This is a genomic window from Stenotrophobium rhamnosiphilum (assembly GCF_003052265.1).
Taxonomy (GTDB): Bacteria; Pseudomonadota; Gammaproteobacteria; order Nevskiales; family Nevskiaceae; genus Stenotrophobium; species Stenotrophobium rhamnosiphilum.
The window spans coordinates 212,166-231,629 of the sequence record NZ_QANS01000003.1; the positions used below are offsets into that span (position 1 = coordinate 212,166).

Here is a 19,464-nt window from a genome sequence, read left to right on the forward strand (position 1 = left end):
GGACGCGCTGAGGACATATTACAAGCTCGCCCATCTGTACTAATTTTATTCGTCGTCATGCTCGCGTAGGCGGGAAGCAAGTGTGTTGCAAGCTATTAAAAGAAGAACTGGATTCCCGCCTGCGCGGGAATGACAAGCAACTAATGACAAGCAACTTAAGGCTTAGCGACTGGTTCTTTCCATGAAATGGCGCCGAGAAAAATCAGGCGCAGCTGTTTCACAAAATTATCGAGGAGCTCTTGTTCCAGCGTCGGCTCATCGGGCGGCATGTCGAGAATATCGCTCGCCGCATTGAGCATGGTGTTGACCACGAGGCCGCAGAGCATTTGTAGCGTGGCGGTGGAGAGGTGCGGCAGAAAATTGAGGCGCCGCAAATCCTGGCTCATTTCCAACACAAACAAATTCACTTGGTTGCGAATCGCGCTGCGAATCACCGGCGAGCCGCCGCTGCGCTCGCCCGCAATGAACATGAAGTGCATGTGTCGGTCGAGCAGGAACTCTTTATAGATGGTGACGGAGCGGCGAATGATGTCGCTGACCGGTGCAGATTCTTTGCGCGCTTCGCGAAGGAGTGAGCGCAGCGTTGCGCCGCCATCATCGACGAGCGCCAGACCGAGCTCGTCCATATCGCGGAAGTGGCGATAGAAGGAGGTGGGCACCACGCCGGCTTCGCGGGTGATTTCGCGCAGGCCGAGGCTGGTGAAGCTGCGGCCTTGTTGCATCAGGGTCAGCGCTGCATCGAGCAAACTGCTGCGCGTGCGTAGTTTTCGCTCATCGCGCGTGGCCAATTCTGGCGCGCTGGAGCGACCCGATGCCGATGATTTGCCGCCTCCCTTGTCCACAATGACCTCTTTGATGAAACGCGTGTATCGAGTATAACGCATTATCCTGATTGGGTATTTTCCATTTTATGGGACTGCCAGCACAATTTCAGTGAACAGTTGTTGACAAACATTTCCGGTTGAGTGAACATGTGTTCACCGTAACTGGAGATTGTTATGCCGCAGCTCACCACAAACCGCTTTGCAGACCGCGCTCTGGACCTCGTCCACAGCGCCCTCAACTCCCGCCTTGCCGCGGCGTTGACCTATCCGCATGGCGTTGACCGCTACGTTGAACAGTTCGCGCCGACCTTTGCGCTGCGCGAAGTGCGCGCCGAAGTCATCGCCACCCGTCACCAAACCGCTGACAGCGTCACCCTGACGCTGCGCCCCAACCGTAACTGGCAGGGCTTTGCGGCCGGCCAATATGTTCGCCTGACTGTTGAGATCAACGGCGTGCGCCGCACCCGCTGCTACTCACCGGCCAACTCGGTTCACGCCAAAGACGGCCTGATCGAACTCACCGTTAAAGCTCACGGCGACGGTTTTGTTTCCAAACACTTGAAGCTCGATCTGCGCGTCGGCACGACTGTGTTCTTGTCGCAGGCTGAAGGCCAGTTCGCGCTGCCCGAACAGCGCCCGGATCGCATCTTGCTGATCAGCGGCGGCAGCGGCATTACGCCGGTGATGTCGATGCTGCGCACGCTGTGCGACGAAGGCCACAAGGGCAAGATCACTTTCCTGCATTACTCCAACGCTGCAAGCGATCAGATTTATCTCGACGAACTCGCGATGATCAATGCGCAGTTTCTCAACGTAGAACTGCTGCGCGCTTATAACGAAGATCAGAGCGGCGAACTGCAAGGCTTGTTCAGCCGCGAGCAGCTCATTAAAGCAGTGCCTGATTACGCCGACGCACAGGCTTTTCTCTGCGGCCCTCCGGGCATGATGAAAGTAGTGCAGAAGGTTTGGGCCGATGAAGGCCTGAGCGATCAGCTGCATCTTGAACACTTCACCGCAGCACCGGTTGTTATCGACAGCGCGAATGCTGAAGGCGAAGTGCGTTTTATTCGTAGCGAACGTCTCGCAAAGAATTCTGGCGCAACGTTGCTTGATCAAGCTGAAGCCGCTGGCCTCAAGCCAGAGTCCGGCTGCCGCATGGGCATCTGCAAGGCCTGCACCTGCATCAAGACCGCAGGCAAGGTGCGCGATACGCGCACTGGCGAAATCAGCGATGCCGGCGAAGCCGAAATCCAAATTTGCGTGAGCGTGCCAGTTGGCACCGTCACCCTCGATATTTAATAGGAGCACTCACTCATGAGTACTTTCAGCAAACTGACCCCTGAACAATTCCAGCAGATTGGCGCCGAGTTCGACGCCATCCGCAACCGCGTGCGCGCCGACCTCGGCGAGCGTGATGCTACTTACATCCGCACGCTGATCAAGCGTCAGCGCCAGCTCGAAATCGGCGGCCGCATCATGCTGATGATTCCGCCAGCATGGCCACTCGGTGTTGCTGCGCTGGGCGTGTCGAAAATTCTCGACAACATGGAAATCGGCCACAACGTCATGCACGGTCAGTACGACTTCATGGGCGACGCTGCACTCAACTCGCAGAAGTTCGATTGGGACAGCGCCGACACCGCGAAGAACTGGAAGCTGACGCACAACTACGAACACCACACCTACACCAACGTGCTCAACAAAGATCACGATATTGGTTACGGCCTGCTGCGCATGTCGGAAGAACAGAAGTGGGAGCCACGCTTCCTCGCCAACGTTCCGCTCACCGTCATCCTTCACACTTTCTTCCAGCACTTTGTTGCTGTGCAGAATCTGAAAGTTGAAGACGTGCTGATCTACAAGACCAAGACCAAGGCGCAGTTGAAGGAAGACTTCAAGCCTGTCTGGCAGAAGATGCGCAAGCAGCTGGCGAAGGACTATGTGTTCTTCCCATTGCTCGGCGGCCCAATGGCGCCGTTTGTTTTCGTAGGCAACGTTGCTGCAAACCTGATGCGTAACGTCTGGGCTTGCGCCGTTATTTTTAACGGTCACTTCCCAGAAGAAGTTGAGCAGTTCCCTGAATCCGTGATCGAAAACGAAACGCGTGGCCAGTGGTATGTGCGCCAGCTGCTCGGCTCGGCCAACTTCAGCGGCGGCAAACTGATGCACATCATGAGCGGCAACCTCAGCTTCCAGATTGAACATCACTTGTTCCCAGATCTGCCTGCACATCGTTACGCAGAGATCTCGCCAGAAGTGCGCGCCATCTGCGAAAAGTTTGGCCTGCCTTACAACACCGGTTCGTTCATGCGCCAGACGCTGAGCACCTGGAAGCGTATCGTGAAGTTGTCTTTCCCGAGCCGCACGCCTGCTGTGCGTCCGTTGGTGACGGTTGATGCGGTGAATGACGCAGCGCCCGCTTACAAGCTGGCGGCGTAAGTTTTAAGCGGAACCACACTGTCCTCTCTCCCCTCGTGGGAGAGAGTTAGAGAGAGGGGCGAGCGTAGTGAGTGCTTGTGGACTTTAAAGCAATCGCTGCGCTCATCCCCCTCTCCCTTAATCCCTCTCCCTCAAAGGGGAGAGGGAAACGTTAAAACTCAGAACCTAGTAGTCAGGTGCTGCCATGCCGAAAGAACTGCACGTTAAACCCAATGATGTTCGCGGCTACGGCAAGCTCGCTGTTGACGCGACTCAACGCGTCACCGATTTGGTCGAAGCGATTCACCAGCGCATTGCACGTCCATCGATGCTGTTTGGTCAAAGCAAAGATGAACGCACCACCGGCATCACCGGTTTGGTTTATCGCGGCGTTCGCGAGATCACTGGTGCAATTGGTTTTGGCATTGATCAAACGCTGCAACCGATTATTCCGTTGCTTGAAAAAGCCGTAGCGCAAACGCCTTCATCGCCTGCGCGAGAAATTTTGCTCGCGGTGGTGAATGGCGTTGTCGGCGATCATCTTGAAGCGAGTGACAACCCTCTCGCGCTGCAGATGACGTTTCGTTATCAGGACAAACCGCTATCTTTAAATCCGGAAGCACTCAGTGCTGCAGTACCGGATGCACGTGGTCATGTACTCGTTGTTGTGCATGGTCTCTGCATGAATGATTTGCAGTGGACGCGCGACGGCTACAGTCATGTCGATGGCGTGGCGCAGCAGCTCAATGCCAGTGCGGTGCATCTCCGCTACAACAGTGGCCGTCATATTTCTCAGAACGGTCGTGAATTTGCGGCGACGCTGGAACTACTGCTCGCAAGCTGGCCAACCAAAGTCACTAAATTGACATTGCTTACCCACAGCATGGGTGGCCTCGTTACGCGCAGTGCCTGCCATTACGGCATGCAGAAAGAATATCGCTGGCTGCGCGTATTAAAGAATGTGGTTTTCCTCGGCACGCCACATCACGGCGCGCCGCTGGAACGTCATGGCAACTTATTTCAACGCGCTGTTGGCGTGATTCCTTTTGCTGCGCCGCTTGCACGCTTAGGCATGTTGCGCAGCGCAGGCGTTACCGATCTACGTTATGGCGCGCTCGTTGATGAAGACTGGAATCGTCGCGGACGTTTTGATCACGCCCCGGATGACCGTACCATCGTGACGCTACCTCCGGGCGTTCGTTACTTTGTCGCCGCTGCAACGCTGGGCAAAACGCTTGGCGACAACAAAGACACCTTGCTCGGTGATGGTCTGGTTCCGGTGGACAGTGCTTTAGGTAAACATCCGGAATCGGCGCGCTGCCTGTATTTTTCACCGTCTCACCAAGCGCTGTTTTATCAGCACAGCCACTGGGATCTGCTGTATCGCCGCGAAGTAGGTACGCAAATCCTGCAATGGCTATCAAACACCTAGGCTTTTGTAGGAGCGCCTCGGCAACTGCTCCTGCCTTGCTCTACCTCGGGCATCCATGCCCTCGTCTTAGGCGCGATTGGCGATTGCACCATCGCGCCTAAGAGGCGCTCCTACATTAGCTGCAAATTCGTTTAAGGTAGCGTCATAGCGTATTTCAACCTTGATGGAGCCCGATATGAGAAAACTTGAACGCCTGCAATTACTCAAAGACATGATTCAAGAAGCTATCGACCGTGGCGCAAGCTCGGTTGAGCAGGTTCACCAATACATCGCCGAGTTGCCGTTTGATGCGCTGGAAAAAGCCGGCGTGCTCGATGACGACAAGCTCAAGCTGAAAGCTAAACAGCGCCACACCATCGGCATGGTTTACGACGCGATCCGTCGTATCAATCGTGAGATTGGTCAGCTGATCTCAGATCAGTTTGAAAATCTTGAAGAGAGCCAGCAGGTCGCTAAGGTGCTCAACGAGAAATCAGCAAAAGCAAAACCCGCTGGCAAAGTCCGCGTCAGCACACGCGCCAAGCGTTAATTAAAGAACAGCGCAGCGATGGCACGCTCCATCGCTGCGCTGTTTTGCGCTATTCATAAAAAGCTTCTTCGCTGAGTCTTTTTCTATGAACGCTCCCAAAAAATCTACTCCGCGCCGCATTGATCTGCTCGATTGGCTGATGCTGGTCCTCGCGGTGCTGTCCGTAGGTTTGTTGGTATTCGAAACTTGGGGCAATGCTTCTGCAGAAGTACGCAGCGCCATTCTCACCGCCGATTACGTGATCTGTGCGATTTTCGCAATCGAGTTTTTCTGGCGCTGGAACGCCGCCAAGTGGACGTTTCAGCATCTGCGCCGTAATTGGTATGACGCACTCGGCATGATCCCCGTCGCGCATCCGGCGCTGCGCGGTCTGCGTTTGATTCGCGTACTGCGCTTCATCACCTTGTTCTCGCGTTTTGGCATGGCGGCGGATCGCGCACTCGGCGAAGAATTCACCTATCGCTTGGTCAATCGTTTTAAAGCGGCGATTGTTAACTCCATCAGTAGTGCCGTCACCGTGGCAGTGCTTGATGAAGTGCAACAAGTGCTCACGCGCGGTACATACACGCATAACATTGCGCGCGCGCTGAAAGAAAATCAGGCAGCGCTGCGCGCAACGATTATTCAGAAGATGCGCGAGGATAAGCAGGCGGGTCGTCTGCATCGACTGCCGTTCTACAACGACATCGTCGAAAGCGTGATCGACGCTGTGATGCGCGTACTTGAAGAAGTGCTGACTGATCCACGGACTGATGAACTGGTTGCGGATCTGTTACGTGAAAACTTGCAGCAGATCAGAAATTCCATCGAATCGAATCAGCTAGAAAAGCAGCGCGGACATATTTCCTAAATTGATTTAGGTTTCTGTTGCTCTTGGCATCGCCACGCGGCAAGTCACGATGCCTGCCAACACAATCGCGCCACCGAGTGCTTGTAGCGTTCCGAAAGGCTCCGCCAATATCAGCCATGCGAATGCTGCAGCTGCGACAGGCTGCACCAGCAAACCCACGGCTGAGAATGCTGCAGACAAATGTGCGAGCGCCCAAGCGATCAAACCTTGGCCTGCGACATGAGACAAGAGCGCCAAACCAATCAGCACCCACCAGCCGTGTGCAGACTGCGGCCAGAAACTATCGCCTTGCACATTGCCAACAATGCACAGCAACACAGCGCTTGATAGCGTGGACCAGAACATCACTTCCATTGCGCCATAGCGTTGACGTGCGCGCGACACGCCAAGAATGTAGCCCGCATAAAACACCGCAGAGATGCAGGCGAGCAGATCACCGAGCAGATTGTGTGCGCCGAGTTTCATGCTGCCGGACATCAGCACCACCGCACCGACCAAGGCCAACGCAATGCCGGCAATAAACGCGGGGCGAAAGCGTTCGCCAAATATTAAGAATGAAGCGAGTGCGACGAACACGGGTGCGAGGTTGGTCATCAGCGTGGCGTTGGCGACGGAGCTGAGATGTATCGACTGATGCCAGAACACGAGGTCGCCAGTGAAGAAGACGCCTGCGAGCAATAGCCAGCCGATGCCCGGCTTGATTTTGATGCCGCCGGTTTCGCGCAGCATCAAGACGCCAAGCAAGGGCAGTGCTAGCGCCATGCGCCAGAAGCCCGTCGCAGTGAGACCCACATCGCTGAGTCGAACAAAGATCGGCGCCAAGCCGATCAGCACCGCACCCGTGATGAGAGCGGCGAGGGCGCGCAGATCAGAGCGCCCGACGTCTACGCTCATTTGTTGTTGAGGCGCCCGATTGCGTCGCGATAGCCGGTCATCACTTCTTCGGGTGCGCTGGCGGTGAGACCGAGGTCATGCACGCGGCCAGTGATCAAACCGTAGATCCAGCTATGCACATGCAATTGCTGCCCACGTGCCCATGCGTCTTGCACGATGCTGGTCTGGCAAACGTTGAGCACCTGCTCCAGCGCATTGAGTTCGCACAGGCGATCTTCTTGTTCGCCGACAAATTGCAGCGACTGCAGATGGTCGATGTGTTTATCGCGCACGTCTTGTACGTGGCGAATCCAGTTATCGACCAAGCCGAGGCGGCGGTTATGCAACGCGGCATTCACGCCACCACAACCGTAATGTCCGACGACCATGATGTGCTCAACCTTGAGCACGTCGACTGCAAATTGAATCACCGACAAACAATTGAGATCGGTATGCACGACCACGTTGGCGATATTGCGATGGACGAAGATTTCGCCCGGCAGCAGACCGGTGATCTCATTGGCCGGCACGCGCGAGTCGGCGCAGCCAATCCACAAATACTTGGGCGCCTGCAAACGCGCCAGACGTTCAAAGAAACCTGGCTGTTCGGCTTCAACCGCAGCCGCCCATTTGGCGTTGCGTTCGAGCAGCTCTTCCAATTTTTTCATGTGCCTACTTCTCCGCGTTCGCTGTATCTGCCGTCCAAACTAGCCTGTGCAGATGGCATTAATATTTTATGGGACTATACCGAGGCCCAAGTTCTGAGATTTTATGCATTTTGATCCCATCTTGTTGAAGCTGGTCGGCTGTCTGCTGGTTATTCTAATGGTCGTGCTCGCTACGCGCAGGCTGAATCAGCCGCATGTGGTCGGTTATCTGCTATCCGGCATTGTGCTCGGCCCGGCAGGCTTTGGCCTTCTGCAAGAGCCTGAAACGCTGGCCCGCGTCGGTGAGTTCGGGGTGGTGCTGCTGCTGTTCTTTGTGGGCATGGAAACCTCGCCGCACCGCTTGCTGGCGAGCTGGCGCATCACATTTATTGGCACCACTGCGCAAATTTTCGGCAGCGTGTTCCTGATGGCGATGGTCGGCTGGTGGTTGAACTGGCCGACATCGCGCATCGTTCTCACGGGTTTTGTGCTGAGCCTCTCCAGCACCGCCGTCGTGCTCAATTATTTACGCGACTCAGGCCAGCTCAAAGCCAAGATCGGTCGCGACACGCTCGGAATTCTACTGGCGCAAGATTTGGCGCTAATTCCGATGCTGATCATCGTTGGCGTACTCAGCGGCGATAAACCGGATGCGGTGAGTCTGTCGCTGCAAGTGGTTGGCGCCAGCCTCACGATCGCGCTCGTCGCGTGGATGATGTGGGGCAAGCATGTGCATCTGCCGATGGGCGACAAGCTGCGCGCCGATCACGAGCTGCAAGTGTTCTTTGCCTTTGGTCTTTGCCTGGGCTTGGCGCTGCTCACGGGACTGTTCCATCTCTCCACCGCGCTCGGGGCGTTTCTTGCCGGCATGCTGGTGGGTGTCGCACGCGAAACCAACTGGGTGCATCACCGCCTCGAACCGTTCCGCGTCGTCTTCGTGGCGGTGTTCTTTATTTCGGTTGGATTGCTGGTCGACGTTCACTTCGCACTCGAAAACATTTGGCTGATCGTGCTGATAGCCACCGCGGTTTTCGTCGGCAACACCGCGATCAACGCAGCGGTACTTCGCTCACTTGGCGATCCCTGGCGGTACAGCATTTACGCTGGCGCGCATCTGGCACAGATTGGTGAATTCAGCTTTGTACTTGCAGCACTTGGCGCGCAAGCATCGCTGATCAGTGAGTTTTCACATCAGCTCACAGTTGCAGTGATCGCACTTACCTTGTTGCTCTCACCAAGTTGGATTTCACTCGTAGGCCGCGTTCAAGGCCGCATCATCGGCAAGCCCGCAGAGCTCGGCTAGTAGGGTGCGCTGTGCGCACCATTTTTTCGGCATTGCCCCAACCCCGCGTGCGCACGGCGCACCCTACGCCAAGTATTCCGAAACCAATACGAGATCCTTGATCATCGTCTGATACTCGGCATGCGTTTCGTATTCATCAGTGCGCCAGACTTTGCCTTCGTTCTCGTGCATATAAGCGCGGTACTCCGGCGCGCCAGGGAACTTAATGTTATCCGCGACGACCAATCCACCGCGTCGCAGCCAGCCTTCTCGCATGATCAGTTTTAGATCTGGCAGATAAGCATTTTTATCGTGGTCTACAAAAACCAAATCGATAGTGCCTGCTGCAAAGTTTTGCTCTTGGTTCAGTGCACTTGCTGTTTTTCCGCCGTCACCCAAAGTACCCACAACAACCGTCACGCGTGAGCTAACGCCAGCATGTTCAAAGATGCGTCGCGCGATCTTTGCGTTTTCTGCATTGAACTCGATGGAGACAATGCGTGCAGTCGGTGCAGCAGCTGCCATGCGTAGTGCGCTATATCCGCAATACGTCCCCAACTCGAGAATGCGACTAGGCTTTGCGCGTTCGACAGCGGCATCAAGGATCAAACCTTTCTCATCGCCGACATTAATTAGAAAGCTTTCGTTGTAGCAGTACTCATCGATGATACGAATCACATCCTTCGCATCACCTTGCTTAGCTTTCGCAACGACATACTCCGCAAGCCGCGCTTCACGGCCATCGCCGACCTGCCAATTCTTCAGCAGATGCGGCATGCCTAAAAATAGGCGTATGAATGACCAGCGTAGAAACGGGATTTTTCTCGAGAGTGTCGACATGTCCTTGTCCTTTGTATTCCGCGCAAACTAAATTTCTATTGGCCCAAACGTGAGTCGATGAAAACGCCACGCAGCAACAGGGCGCGTTGCTGCGTCTCTTCCATGTAACCAGCGACGATCATCCATGAGATATCCCTCACCTCTGCGCAGTCTGATTTTCATCGCTGCTTTTTGCAGAGAAAGACTCAACTCGTCGCTCCATTCATTCGCGCCCCCGTGAAGTATTCGAAACAGCTTATCGAATGAGTCACGCGAGACTTTGCCGCACATGAGCTGCCGGACGTCTTTCAACGCACTGACAGGAAACTTGGGCTGCTTCTTCAGAAGATGCAAAAGATTTTGCCGCGACATGAACAGCGACGCACCACTTTTATCATCAGGAACATCGTCAAAAATTAGCCAGAGTTTGGATGAAAGAAAAAGATCTGCATGTAAGGGAAATCCAAGATCTTTTCTTTCTGGGGTGACAGGCGCCGATAACGATGCTCGTTGATCGCCGTAAATTTCCGTTACTGCAACGCGTAAGAGCGAAAACAGTACGCGCATTTTTCGACTGTCCAAAGCTGCCGGAAACATGTCGCGGAACAGAATCATCTTGTCGCTGATGCGCCAGTCGTCTAGGCTCTTTGCGAAATCCAGAAGCAGTGGCCAGTAAGTCGCTTTTCGAGGATCTTTATCCGGATGATACGTCGTCGAGTAGGGCGCACATCCGCGAATATTTTTCATCGTGACGCGACGATTTAACTCGCCAGCAGACTCTAGCTCGGCAACAAACGCTCGAAATGACTTTGACCATGTCAGCCAAATGGCTTCACGCGAAAATTTTGAACCTTTGTGTTCACGTGGGGCAGCAACTTCGCAGAAGATAGGCTCACGAGACATGACCGGCTCCTTCCATTTTTAGTCGCTCATTGTTCGGCGCTTTTCGCACGGAACAGCCCGTATAGCGTCAGCAGCAAAGCAATCATGATGGTGACGCCGCACACCTGAAGTGAAGCCGATACCAGCGCACTGTCGGTTCCATTCGGTGGCGGAAATTTTTCGTTCAGCGTCGGCATCAATTTTGATGAAGCGCCAATGAATGCGGCCAGAACGCCCGCACCACCATTCATCCAAGTGCCAATCTGCAAAGACGCGAACCACACTTTGAATGCCGTAGCATTCAAGCGCATTTCCATGACAAGAAAGCTGAACACAACCATCAATACACCATTGGCTGTGAACTCAATATGCGCCATCACAATGCCGCGAAACCATTGCACAGCAGTCGGAGGTATAAATCCGACGATGCACCCGACTGTAATTTGTAAAACGCCCAGCAACATTGTGTAGCGTTTGAGATTGGCTTTCAGAGTTTCGATATCACGATCCATGTGTGATCTCCTTTCCGTGCTTTTGTAGCCCGGGTGCAACCCGGGTTTCACCCGGGCTACGTCGCGGCTAGAACTTTAATAATTTTTTTGTTTCGAGCCACAACTCCGCATACGCAATCAGCGCCGCATCATCAGACGGCGCAAACGCAGGAATCGGCGCGCGATGTTCGCCCATGCGTTCAACGGTAGAAGAGTAGGGCACCACGGTTTCTAAACTGCGCGCCATGCTCTTTGGGCGATTCTCGAGCAGATCGCGATGCAGTCCACGACGGCGATCCGCCATAGAGTAGAACGGGCGCAGGGCTGAGTTCTCGTAGCCTTCTTGTTTGAAATATTCTTGCACTTGTTCAAGTGCGCGCAGTGATAAGAACGTGGGCACGACGGGTGCAAGCACGAGATCAGCGGCGGTGAATACGTTGTCTGCTAGGTGCGAGATGCTGGGTGCGCAGTCGAGAACGATCAATGAATATTGTTCGCCGAAAGGTTTGAGCAATCGCTTGAGTGCTTCACGTGGCGGCACTACTTTTTTCAGCATGATGTCGAGATAGCGGCTGGAAAAATCTGCCGGGATCACGCCAAGATTGTCGTACGGTGTGGGTTTCGCGAGGCGGCCGATGGGCGTGTTGCCTTCGACAACTTTTTTAGTTTTGCCGTCTTCTGTTTTGATATCGAAATACCAAGTCGCGGCGGCTTGGGGATCGAGATCCCACAAGAGCGTTGAGTAGCCGTCGGCTGCGGCGAGGTAGGCGAGGTTGACTGCTGCGGCTGATTTGCCGACGCCACCTTTCAAGTTGTAAAGCGCCAAGGTCTGCATGACTTGCGAGCTCCCACGACTGATGAAACGAGATTTAACCACTGCGCTCTCGCTATGACGCGAGAACGGTATTCAAATCTTTTTCAGCAGCGTGTAGCGCTCAACCTTCGAAGGTGCGCAACTCTCCACCGTATGCGATGGCGACGCATGCGCCACCGGCATTCACTGCTGCGGTAGCAGACATGATGCTGCTCATAATTTCGATGCCGTTTTCGCGCGCGACTTGTGCGAGCGCTGCGTAGCCGGGCAGGCGTGCGATGAGTGCAGGATCACCGCCATAACTGATGCAGATGTGGCGCGTTGAAATGCCGCGTTCAATCTGACGCGCAACGTGGGCAAACATTTTTTCTACGGCGCGGTCGTAACCGAGGAATTTTGCAATGGGCTCGGTCTCGCCGCGATACGACTGAATCACCGGTTTGATATCGAGTGCGGAGCCGATGGCGTAAGTCATCAGGCCAATACTTTTTTCGCCTTTTTTCATGCCGCGTGTGCGGATGTAATAAAGGTCGCCAGGCACCATGTAACCGCAGAGGTTGTCGCGCACTTCGTCTACGCGGCGACGAATCTCATTAGGGGCGAGACCTGCACGTGCGAGCTTGGCTGCTTCTGCTGCGAGCACACCCGTGGCGCAGAACATGTTTTTGCTATCGACCACACGCAGCGCAAACGGGCCAGTGACACCGGCAGCAGCGCGAATCGATTTGTAGTCGTTGAGAATGGCGAACGATGCACGCGTGGCGTTTTCAAAAATCGCGCTGCGCGTAGAAGAAACGGTGATGCAAAAAACGTAGTCGTAATCGATGACGATACGATCTAGAAATTTTTGGCGAATTTGTTCGGCGGTGAACGGACTGGTTTCTGCTTCGAGTCCTTTCGCTGCGAGTTGCTCGGTGTAGAACTTGAGCGTTACATCGGGATCGCGCATGTCGACAAGCAGTTCATCGCCAAGGCGAATGCTGACCGGCAAGATGCCGATGTTGTGCTCGCGCAGGAACTCCGGCGGCAAATCGCAGCTGGCGTCGACGACGACTCCGATACGCATCCTTATCTCCCAAACGTCGCTACAACGCACGAACGTGCATTGATGATCGGCTCGCTAGGCATGCCGATTGAATTCTTATCGCGTCGCTATTATGCCCACGCATCCATGCAGGGCAACCACCTCTCGCGCATTACTGCGAATGAGCGAGAGGGTTTTACGTTTTTTAGAGATCCAGATTACCGACCAGCAATGCGTTCTTCTCGATGAACTCGCGGCGCGGATCAACATGCTCACCCATCAAGGTGGTGAAGATCTGGTCGGCGGAGACAACGTCTTCGATACGAACCTGCACAAGGCGACGAACTGCCGGATCGAGCGTGGTTTCCCACAACTGTTCTGGGTTCATTTCGCCAAGGCCTTTGTAGCGCTGTACGTGCAGACCACGGCGCGCTTCGCTCATCAACCAGGCGTAGACCTCATCGAAGGTTGAAACCGGCACCTTGCGCTCGCCACGCTGAATCACGGCACCGGCGCTAACCAGCGCGTTGGTCGCTACGCGCAGGCTTGCGATGCGCTTATATTCGACGGTTGCGAAGAAATCACTATTAAAATTAAAGACTTGCGTCACGCCGTGGGAAATTCTGTTGACCAGAACCTGCTGGCTGTCGCCGCTGGCTTGCGCACTGACTTCAAAACGGCCGTTGATTTCAGCGGAGTTGAGTTCGTGAGCGAAATCGACAGCCCACTGCGTGAGTTCGGCGGCATCCGTCGGCACCGGCGCACGACGTCCGAGAACTTGCAGCACGTTGTGGTCATAGCGACGCGAGATGCGTTCGATCAACTCATCAACCGCGGCGCGTTCGCGCAGCAGCTGGGTGAGACGTGATGCAGGAATCGCTTCCTGGCCTTCGCCCGGAATCAACACGGTTTCATTGAGCGCGGCGGTGAGCAGCCACTCGTTGAACGCGGTGTCGTCCTTCACATAGGTTTCGAGCTTGCCGGCTTTCACTTTGTAGAGTGGTGGCTGCGCGATGTAGATGTGACCCTTCTCAACCAAGGTGAACATATGGCGGTAGAAGAACGTCAGCAGCAGCGTGCGGATGTGCGCGCCGTCGACGTCAGCGTCGGTCATAATGATGATGCGGTGATAGCGCAGCTTTTCTGGCTTGAAGTCTTCTTTGCCAATGCCACAACCCATCGCGGTGATCAGCGTGGCGACTTCTTGCGAGGAGAGCATTTTTTCGAGGCGCGCTTTTTCAACGTTCAGGATTTTGCCCTTCAACGGCAAAATCGCCTGAAAGCGACGATCGCGACCTTGCTTGGCCGAGCCGCCTGCGGAGTCACCTTCCACGAGGAACAGTTCGGATTTAGCTGGGTCCTTCTCCTGACAATCTGCCAGCTTCCCCGGCAAACCGGCGATATCCAGCACTGATTTGCGGCGATTGAGTTCTTTGGCCTTGCGGGCAGCTTCGCGGGCGCGAGCGGCTTCGCAAACCTTGGCGGCAATGAACTTGGCTTCGCGTGGATTTTCTAGCAGGAAGTCTTTGAGCTTTTCGCCAACGAGGTTGGAGACGACCGGCGTCACTTCTGAAGACACCAGCTTTTCTTTGGTCTGTGAGCTGAACTTGGGATCGCGGATTTTGACCGACAGCACGGCGGTGAGGCCTTCACGCGAGTCGTCACCGATCATCGAAATCTTTTCTTTCTTGGTGTAACCCTCTTTCTCGAGGTAATCACCGAGCACGCGAGTCAGCGCGTTGCGGAAACCGGTGAGGTGCGTACCACCGTCTTTCTGCGGAATATTGTTGGTGAAGCAGAACACGTTCTCGCTGTAGGAGTCGTTCCACTGCAGCGCGGCTTCCACCATCACGCCATCCTGCTCGGCATCCATGTACAGGACGGTGTCGTGAATACCGGTTTTGTTCTTGTTGAGGAACTCGACAAAGGCTTTGATGCCGCCTTTGTATTCGAAGATATCTTCGCGGCCGGTAGCTTCTTCGTGCAGAACGATGCGCACGCCGGAGTTGAGGAACGACAGCTCACGCAGACGGCGCGCCAAGATGTCGAAGTGGAATTCGAGATTGGTAAACGTTGCTGGGCTCGGGAAGAAGCGCACGTGTGTTCCACGCTTGCCTTCGGATTCGCCGACAACCTTCAACGGGAATACAGGGTCGCCGTTGTGGTATTCCTGGTGGTGGTGCTTGCCGTCACGGTAGATATCGAGCAGCAGTTTGTCGGACAGCGCGTTCACAACCGACACGCCCACGCCGTGCAAACCACCCGAAACCTTATAGCCGCTACCGCCGAACTTACCGCCGGCGTGCAGCACGGTCATGATCACTTCGGCTGCGGAACGGCCTTCTTCTGCCATCACGTCCGTAGGAATACCGCGGCCGTTGTCGGTGACAGTGACGCTGCCATCCGAGTGCAGGATGACGCCAACTTCTGTGCAGTAACCAGCAAGGGCTTCGTCGATCGCGTTATCAACGACCTCGAACACCATGTGGTGCAGGCCGGTGCCGTCGTCGGTGTCGCCGATGTACATGCCGGGTCGCTGACGAACCGCTTCCAGTCCCTTGAGGACGCGGATGCTGCTGGAGTCGTAAGTGGCGGTAGGTTTTTCAGACAGGTCAGACATGGGCAAATCTCTTAATAAGCGGCAATTTTAACACTCACGAATCAGGCCATGTTCCACGTGGAACATTGACGAATCAGGCAGCAAATCGAACGCAGGAACCCGTTCAAACGCCGTGATAAACAGCTGCCCTGTATGTTGAGCAAACAAGCCGGCCAAGGCGCGTTGAAACTCCGTGGCCAACTCTGCGGAGAAGTCATCCACCAACAAAATGGGTGACCTGCCCGTGTGTCGGTACATCAATTCGGACTGCGCCAGAATCAGGGCCGAGATCAGCAACTTCTGCTGGCCGCGACTGATCCGGTTCTTCACCTGATGACTGTTCAGCTTGAGCTTCAATTCGGCTCGATGGGCACCTTCTACGGTCATCCCCATTTTGCGGTCACGTTCCAGGTTTTTGCGGAGACCCTCAATATAAGGAGTATCCGTAGACCAACCCGGTTGTAGCTCAATCGACCAATCCTCGGTGTTGAACAGCTTGGTCACCATTTCACCCAATATGGGTTTCAAGGCGGCCAGATGTTCTATCCGGTACTGCAAGATGAGTTCGGCAGCACCTGCCAACTCCTCATCCCACGTAAGAATCTCTTTAGGGCTGCTCTTTAAGCGCAGCGCCTTATTGCGTTGCTTGAGCGCCCTTTGGTGTCGCCGCCAGACCGGGAAAAACTGTTGTTCCACGTGGAACACTCCCCAATCCAGAAAGCTCCGCCGGTAGCTCGGGCCATCCTGTAACAGTCGGTGCATGGCCGGCTCGATGATCTGAGTCGGGAGTTGAGACACCAATTCGGCGGTGCTCGGCTTGGTGCTTTCCCCAAACCGAACCGATGTCCCTTCCGTGTTCCACGCAACTCTTACTGTCGTCGACGGCGCATCAGGCTTTTGCAACTTGGCCATCACCTGCCAATGCTTACCCAGCGCACCTGCCAACTCTGCCGGACCATTTCCGCGAAACGACTTTGCGCGGCCCAAGCAGTAAATCGATTCCAACAAACTGGTCTTCCCCGCCGCGTTCTCTCCAGTGATGAAGGTCACGCGTGGATGCGGGTTGAAGTCCAGCTTCTCAAACAGTCGAAAATTTTCACCCTTGATACGGGCGAGATGCATCATGCAATAGACCCGATTAGAGCCTCATCGGCATCACAACGTATTTGCTCGATGGATCGTCGAGTGCGTAAACCAAGCCGCTGGAATCCGCATTCTTCAGTTCCATCACGAACTCTTCACTGGTCAACGCGCCGAGCGCGTCGAGCAGATAGTTCACGTTGAAGCCAATCTCAAGTGCGCCACCGTCGTAGTTCACTTCCAGATCTTCTTCGGCTTCTTCGTGCTCTGGGTTGTGCGTTTGCAGAACCAGCTTGGAGTTTTCCAACTGAAGACGAACACCGCGGAATTTTTCGTTAGACAGAATTGCGGTACGGCCCAGCGCACGCTTCACCAACTCGCGGTTTGCCTGCAAACGCTTGTCGCCTGACTCAGGAATAACGCGCTCGTAATCTGGGAAACGACCATCAATTAATTTGGTGGTGAGACGGACAACATCAAGGTCTGCCTGCAGCTGACCGGCTGCAATCTTGAGGGTGACTTCTTCGTCCCCTGCTTCCAACACGCGCAGCAACTCGATGATGGCTTTGCGCGGAACGATGATTTGCGTGGCTTCTTTGAAACCGGTTTCGAGCGTTACTTCGCTCATCGCCAAACGGTGACCATCGGTAGCAACCGTGCGAACGCGGTTTGCGGTGATCTCGAGCAACATGCCGTTCAAGTAATAACGAACATCCTGCTGCGCCATTGCGAACTGCGTGCGCTCAAAAATAGCTTTGAGCTGACCATGCTTCAAAGTCAGCGAGCGACCATCGGCAACCTGACCCATCGCTGGATATTCATCCGCTTTCAAGCAAGCCAGTGAGTAACGGCTGCGACCTGATTTAAGCGTTGCTTTGTCGGCCGTGGATTCCAATTGAATCTCGGCGCCTTCTGGCAAACCTCGGCAGATGTCGAACAGCTTTCGTGCTGGCACGGTGATACGGCCAGGCGCGATGTTCTGCACGCGAGCGCGGCTTTCCAGTTCGATCTCGAGATCAGTACCGGTCACGATCAGTTCGTCATCCTTCGTTTCCAAAAGGAAGTTCGACAGAACTGGAAGGGTCTGTCTGCGCTCAACCACACCGATTACGGCTTGTAATGCAGAAAGAAGTTCGTTTCTGCCGACTTGAAGTTTCATGTCATCACCAATTAAGTATATTTTTTAAAAAAGATAATTAAACAGTAGTATTAGGCGACACAGATTTATTTGGATAACTAAATTTTCTTCTTGAAAATCAATAACTAATAAACGTTTTTACTGCTTGCAATACTGTCATTTCATCCTAGAGCGAGCTGTGGATAAGCACTTAATTAATCTGTTAAGTCGACTTATCCCGCACATATCCACAATTAATTCTAGATTTTCCTAAGTACTTTCTAACAACTTTCAATAACCGAGCTGCCGAAGCAGGTTTTCGTAATCTTCACGGATCTTTAGGTCCTCATGCCGCAGCTCTGCCACCTTGCGGCAAGCATGCAGAACGGTCGTGTGGTCCTTGCCAAAGGCCTCTCCAATCTCCGGCAGGCTGTGTTGCGTCAGTTCCTTAGACAAGGCCATGGCAATCTGCCTTGGACGCGCCAGCGAGCGCGTACGGCGCGGCGAGCTTAGGTCCGTGAGACGGATGTTGTAATAGGTGCTGACCGTGCGCTTGATGTTGTCCATCGTCACCATGCGCTCGTAAGCGGCCAGGCGATCCTTCAGCGTCGAGCGGGCGAACTCTACGGTTAGCGGTTCGCCGCGCAGGCGTGCGGTGGCGGACAGCGTGGCCAGCGCGCCTTCGAGGTCACGAACGTTGGAGCGAATGCGTTGTGCCACGAAAAACGCGACGTCTTCTGGCAGGCGAACTTTGTTCTGCTCAGCTTTGGCCAAAAGAATGGCGACGCGCGTTTCGAGTTCTGGCGGTTCAACAGCAACCGAAAGTCCCCAGGTAAAACGGGATTTCAAACGCTCGTCGATGCCATCAACATCTTTCGGATAACGATCACAGGTCAACACGATCTGCTTGCGGTTATCGATCAGCGCATTAAACGTGTGGAAGAATTCTTCCTGCGTACGTTCTTTATTGGCGAAGAATTGAATGTCGTCGATCAGCAGCGCGTCGACCGAACGGAAGAACGAGCGGAACTCATCGGCGCGGCCGTGGCGAATCGCCATGACCATGTGATTCATCCACTGCTCTGCGCCCAAGTAAGCAATGCGTGCGCGGCCGGTGCGGCGCATCACGGCGTTGCCGACAGAGTGCATTAAATGCGTTTTGCCTAGGCCAGACTGACCGTAGATCAGTAGTGGGTTGTAGGCGGCGCCTGGCGTTTCTACGACATGCTGAGCCGCCGCACGTGCGTGGGCGTTGGATTTGCCTTCGATGAAATTTTCGAGCGTGAACTGCGGATTCAGATTCGCCGTAAACGCTGCGGGAACTTCATCAATGCTGCTGGTCGAGACCGGCGCAGACATTTTGCGAGGTGCGGTGGGCTCAGGATCTGGCGCGCGAGCTTGCTCAGCGGCGCCGACGGCTAATTCAACTTCTGGGGCTTCGTCACCAGCGCTGGCTTTAACGGCGCGGCGGATGGGAGCAAGGAAATCAGCTTTAACGCGATCCAGCACAATGCGATTGGGCGCCAGCAAAAGCAGGCGCTCGCGGGATGCCACCGGATGTAAGGGGCGGATCCAAGTGTTGATGTCCTTGTCTGGGAGCTCCCCCTCCAGCCAACGCACACATTGTGTCCAAATATCTTCGGTATACATGTATCGTTTAATAGTTATTGTCGGGCGCTCTATAACCCTAGTGCACCGGGGAGCCAGTCTAGCGTCTTGAACCAGACTTATCCACAGTTCTCTTGAAGGTCGGAAGGTAACACGCTAGAATCCGCGCCCTTTT

Annotated in this window: 18 protein-coding genes; 6 read left to right on the forward strand and 12 right to left on the reverse strand. The window is 54.7% G+C overall.

Annotation, left to right across the window (positions count from 1 at the left end; translation table 11 throughout):
* Positions 1–155: 155 nt before the first annotated feature.
* Entirely contained in the window at positions 156–884 is a 729-nt protein-coding gene (gene fabR, locus CJD38_RS08475) for an HTH-type transcriptional repressor FabR (RefSeq protein ID WP_107939906.1), read from the reverse strand.
* Positions 885–998: 114 nt separating this feature from the next.
* Here fabR and CJD38_RS08480 point away from each other — a divergent pair, with 114 nt between their 5' ends.
* The 5 genes from CJD38_RS08480 (at position 999) to CJD38_RS08500 (ending at position 6,053) form a co-directional block, all read left to right on the forward strand.
* On the forward strand, positions 999–2,123 hold the full coding sequence (locus CJD38_RS08480; protein ID WP_107939907.1) for a ferredoxin reductase: 1,125 nt from the start codon (positions 999–1,001) through the stop codon (positions 2,121–2,123).
* Between the two features lie 15 nt (positions 2,124–2,138).
* Positions 2,139–3,263 (forward strand): fatty acid desaturase family protein, encoded by a 1,125-nt coding sequence (locus CJD38_RS08485; RefSeq protein ID WP_107939908.1) that lies wholly within the window; start codon positions 2,139–2,141, stop codon positions 3,261–3,263.
* A gap of 184 nt (positions 3,264–3,447) precedes the next feature.
* Entirely contained in the window at positions 3,448–4,674 is a 1,227-nt protein-coding gene (locus CJD38_RS08490; RefSeq protein WP_107939909.1) for an esterase/lipase family protein, read from the forward strand.
* 175 nt (positions 4,675–4,849) lie between these two features.
* On the forward strand, positions 4,850–5,203 hold the full coding sequence (locus CJD38_RS08495; RefSeq protein ID WP_206362928.1) for a hypothetical protein: 354 nt from the start codon (positions 4,850–4,852) through the stop codon (positions 5,201–5,203).
* Positions 5,204–5,288: 85 nt separating this feature from the next.
* Positions 5,289–6,053: an ion transporter gene (locus tag CJD38_RS08500; RefSeq protein WP_107939910.1), complete on the forward strand. Its 765-nt coding sequence runs from the start codon at positions 5,289–5,291 to the stop codon at positions 6,051–6,053.
* A 6-nt stretch (positions 6,054–6,059) separates the two neighbouring features.
* On the opposite strand, the gene CJD38_RS08505 is transcribed toward CJD38_RS08500, so the two are convergent.
* Both CJD38_RS08505 and can read right to left on the reverse strand, forming a co-directional pair.
* Complete coding sequence (locus tag CJD38_RS08505) at positions 6,060–6,947, reverse strand: DMT family transporter (RefSeq protein WP_107939911.1); 888 nt, start codon at positions 6,945–6,947, stop codon at positions 6,060–6,062.
* Positions 6,944–7,594: a carbonate dehydratase gene (gene can, locus CJD38_RS08510; protein WP_107939912.1), complete on the reverse strand. Its 651-nt coding sequence runs from the start codon at positions 7,592–7,594 to the stop codon at positions 6,944–6,946. The genes CJD38_RS08505 and can overlap by 4 nt, the downstream gene beginning before the upstream one ends.
* Positions 7,595–7,697: 103 nt before the next feature.
* Between can and CJD38_RS08515 the strand changes: the two genes are divergently transcribed.
* Positions 7,698–8,876: a cation:proton antiporter gene (locus CJD38_RS08515; protein ID WP_107939913.1), complete on the forward strand. Its 1,179-nt coding sequence runs from the start codon at positions 7,698–7,700 to the stop codon at positions 8,874–8,876.
* A gap of 63 nt (positions 8,877–8,939) precedes the next feature.
* Here the strand turns inward: CJD38_RS08515 and CJD38_RS08520 are convergent, their stop codons facing one another.
* The 9 genes from CJD38_RS08520 to dnaA form a co-directional block, all read right to left on the reverse strand.
* On the reverse strand, positions 8,940–9,695 hold the full coding sequence (locus tag CJD38_RS08520) for an O-methyltransferase (RefSeq protein WP_107939914.1): 756 nt from the start codon (positions 9,693–9,695) through the stop codon (positions 8,940–8,942).
* Positions 9,696–9,722: 27 nt separating this feature from the next.
* Positions 9,723–10,421 carry a hypothetical protein gene (locus CJD38_RS08525; RefSeq protein WP_146165956.1) on the reverse strand — a complete coding sequence of 233 codons (699 nt, stop codon included), beginning with the start codon at positions 10,419–10,421 and terminating at the stop codon, positions 9,723–9,725.
* A gap of 182 nt (positions 10,422–10,603) precedes the next feature.
* Positions 10,604–11,068, reverse strand: a complete 465-nt coding sequence (locus CJD38_RS08530; protein WP_107939916.1) for a styrene oxide isomerase — start codon at positions 11,066–11,068, stop codon at positions 10,604–10,606.
* A 67-nt stretch (positions 11,069–11,135) separates the two neighbouring features.
* Entirely contained in the window at positions 11,136–11,882 is a 747-nt protein-coding gene (locus CJD38_RS08535; RefSeq protein WP_107939917.1) for a ParA family protein, read from the reverse strand.
* Positions 11,883–11,982: 100 nt separating this feature from the next.
* Entirely contained in the window at positions 11,983–12,927 is a 945-nt protein-coding gene (locus CJD38_RS08540; protein WP_107939918.1) for a DegV family protein, read from the reverse strand.
* A 163-nt stretch (positions 12,928–13,090) separates the two neighbouring features.
* Positions 13,091–15,505, reverse strand: coding sequence for a DNA topoisomerase (ATP-hydrolyzing) subunit B (gene gyrB, locus CJD38_RS08545; protein WP_107939919.1), 2,415 nt, complete (start codon positions 15,503–15,505; stop codon positions 13,091–13,093).
* 27 nt (positions 15,506–15,532) lie between these two features.
* Complete coding sequence (recF, locus tag CJD38_RS08550) at positions 15,533–16,609, reverse strand: DNA replication/repair protein RecF (protein ID WP_107939920.1); 1,077 nt, start codon at positions 16,607–16,609, stop codon at positions 15,533–15,535.
* Between the two features lie 13 nt (positions 16,610–16,622).
* Positions 16,623–17,723, reverse strand: coding sequence for a DNA polymerase III subunit beta (gene dnaN, locus CJD38_RS08555; RefSeq protein ID WP_107939921.1), 1,101 nt, complete (start codon positions 17,721–17,723; stop codon positions 16,623–16,625).
* A 249-nt stretch (positions 17,724–17,972) separates the two neighbouring features.
* Positions 17,973–19,331, reverse strand: a complete 1,359-nt coding sequence (dnaA, locus tag CJD38_RS08560; protein WP_107939922.1) for a chromosomal replication initiator protein DnaA — start codon at positions 19,329–19,331, stop codon at positions 17,973–17,975.
* Positions 19,332–19,464 lie beyond the last annotated feature (133 nt).

Coding starts and splice junctions, on each gene's coding strand:
- CJD38_RS08535 (WP_107939917.1), bottom strand. CDS start 11,882: ATGCAGACCTTGGCGCTTTACAACTTGAAAGGTGGCGTCGGCAAATCA.
- CJD38_RS08505 (WP_107939911.1), bottom strand. CDS start 6,947: ATGAGCGTAGACGTCGGGCGCTCTGATCTGCGCGCCCTCGCCGCTCTC.
- CJD38_RS08525 (WP_146165956.1), bottom strand. CDS start 10,421: ATGAAAAATATTCGCGGATGTGCGCCCTACTCGACGACGTATCATCCG.
- CJD38_RS08520 (WP_107939914.1), bottom strand. CDS start 9,695: ATGTCGACACTCTCGAGAAAAATCCCGTTTCTACGCTGGTCATTCATA.
- CJD38_RS08485 (WP_107939908.1), top strand. CDS start 2,139: ATGAGTACTTTCAGCAAACTGACCCCTGAACAATTCCAGCAGATTGGC.
- CJD38_RS08500 (WP_107939910.1), top strand. CDS start 5,289: ATGAACGCTCCCAAAAAATCTACTCCGCGCCGCATTGATCTGCTCGAT.
- CJD38_RS08540 (WP_107939918.1), bottom strand. CDS start 12,927: ATGCGTATCGGAGTCGTCGTCGACGCCAGCTGCGATTTGCCGCCGGAG.
- fabR (WP_107939906.1), bottom strand. CDS start 884: ATGCGTTATACTCGATACACGCGTTTCATCAAAGAGGTCATTGTGGAC.
- CJD38_RS08495 (WP_206362928.1), top strand. CDS start 4,850: ATGAGAAAACTTGAACGCCTGCAATTACTCAAAGACATGATTCAAGAA.
- CJD38_RS08480 (WP_107939907.1), top strand. CDS start 999: ATGCCGCAGCTCACCACAAACCGCTTTGCAGACCGCGCTCTGGACCTC.
- CJD38_RS08530 (WP_107939916.1), bottom strand. CDS start 11,068: ATGGATCGTGATATCGAAACTCTGAAAGCCAATCTCAAACGCTACACA.
- dnaA (WP_107939922.1), bottom strand. CDS start 19,331: ATGTATACCGAAGATATTTGGACACAATGTGTGCGTTGGCTGGAGGGG.
- recF (WP_107939920.1), bottom strand. CDS start 16,609: ATGATGCATCTCGCCCGTATCAAGGGTGAAAATTTTCGACTGTTTGAG.
- CJD38_RS08490 (WP_107939909.1), top strand. CDS start 3,448: ATGCCGAAAGAACTGCACGTTAAACCCAATGATGTTCGCGGCTACGGC.
- dnaN (WP_107939921.1), bottom strand. CDS start 17,723: ATGAAACTTCAAGTCGGCAGAAACGAACTTCTTTCTGCATTACAAGCC.
- can (WP_107939912.1), bottom strand. CDS start 7,594: ATGAAAAAATTGGAAGAGCTGCTCGAACGCAACGCCAAATGGGCGGCT.
- gyrB (WP_107939919.1), bottom strand. CDS start 15,505: ATGTCTGACCTGTCTGAAAAACCTACCGCCACTTACGACTCCAGCAGC.
- CJD38_RS08515 (WP_107939913.1), top strand. CDS start 7,698: ATGCATTTTGATCCCATCTTGTTGAAGCTGGTCGGCTGTCTGCTGGTT.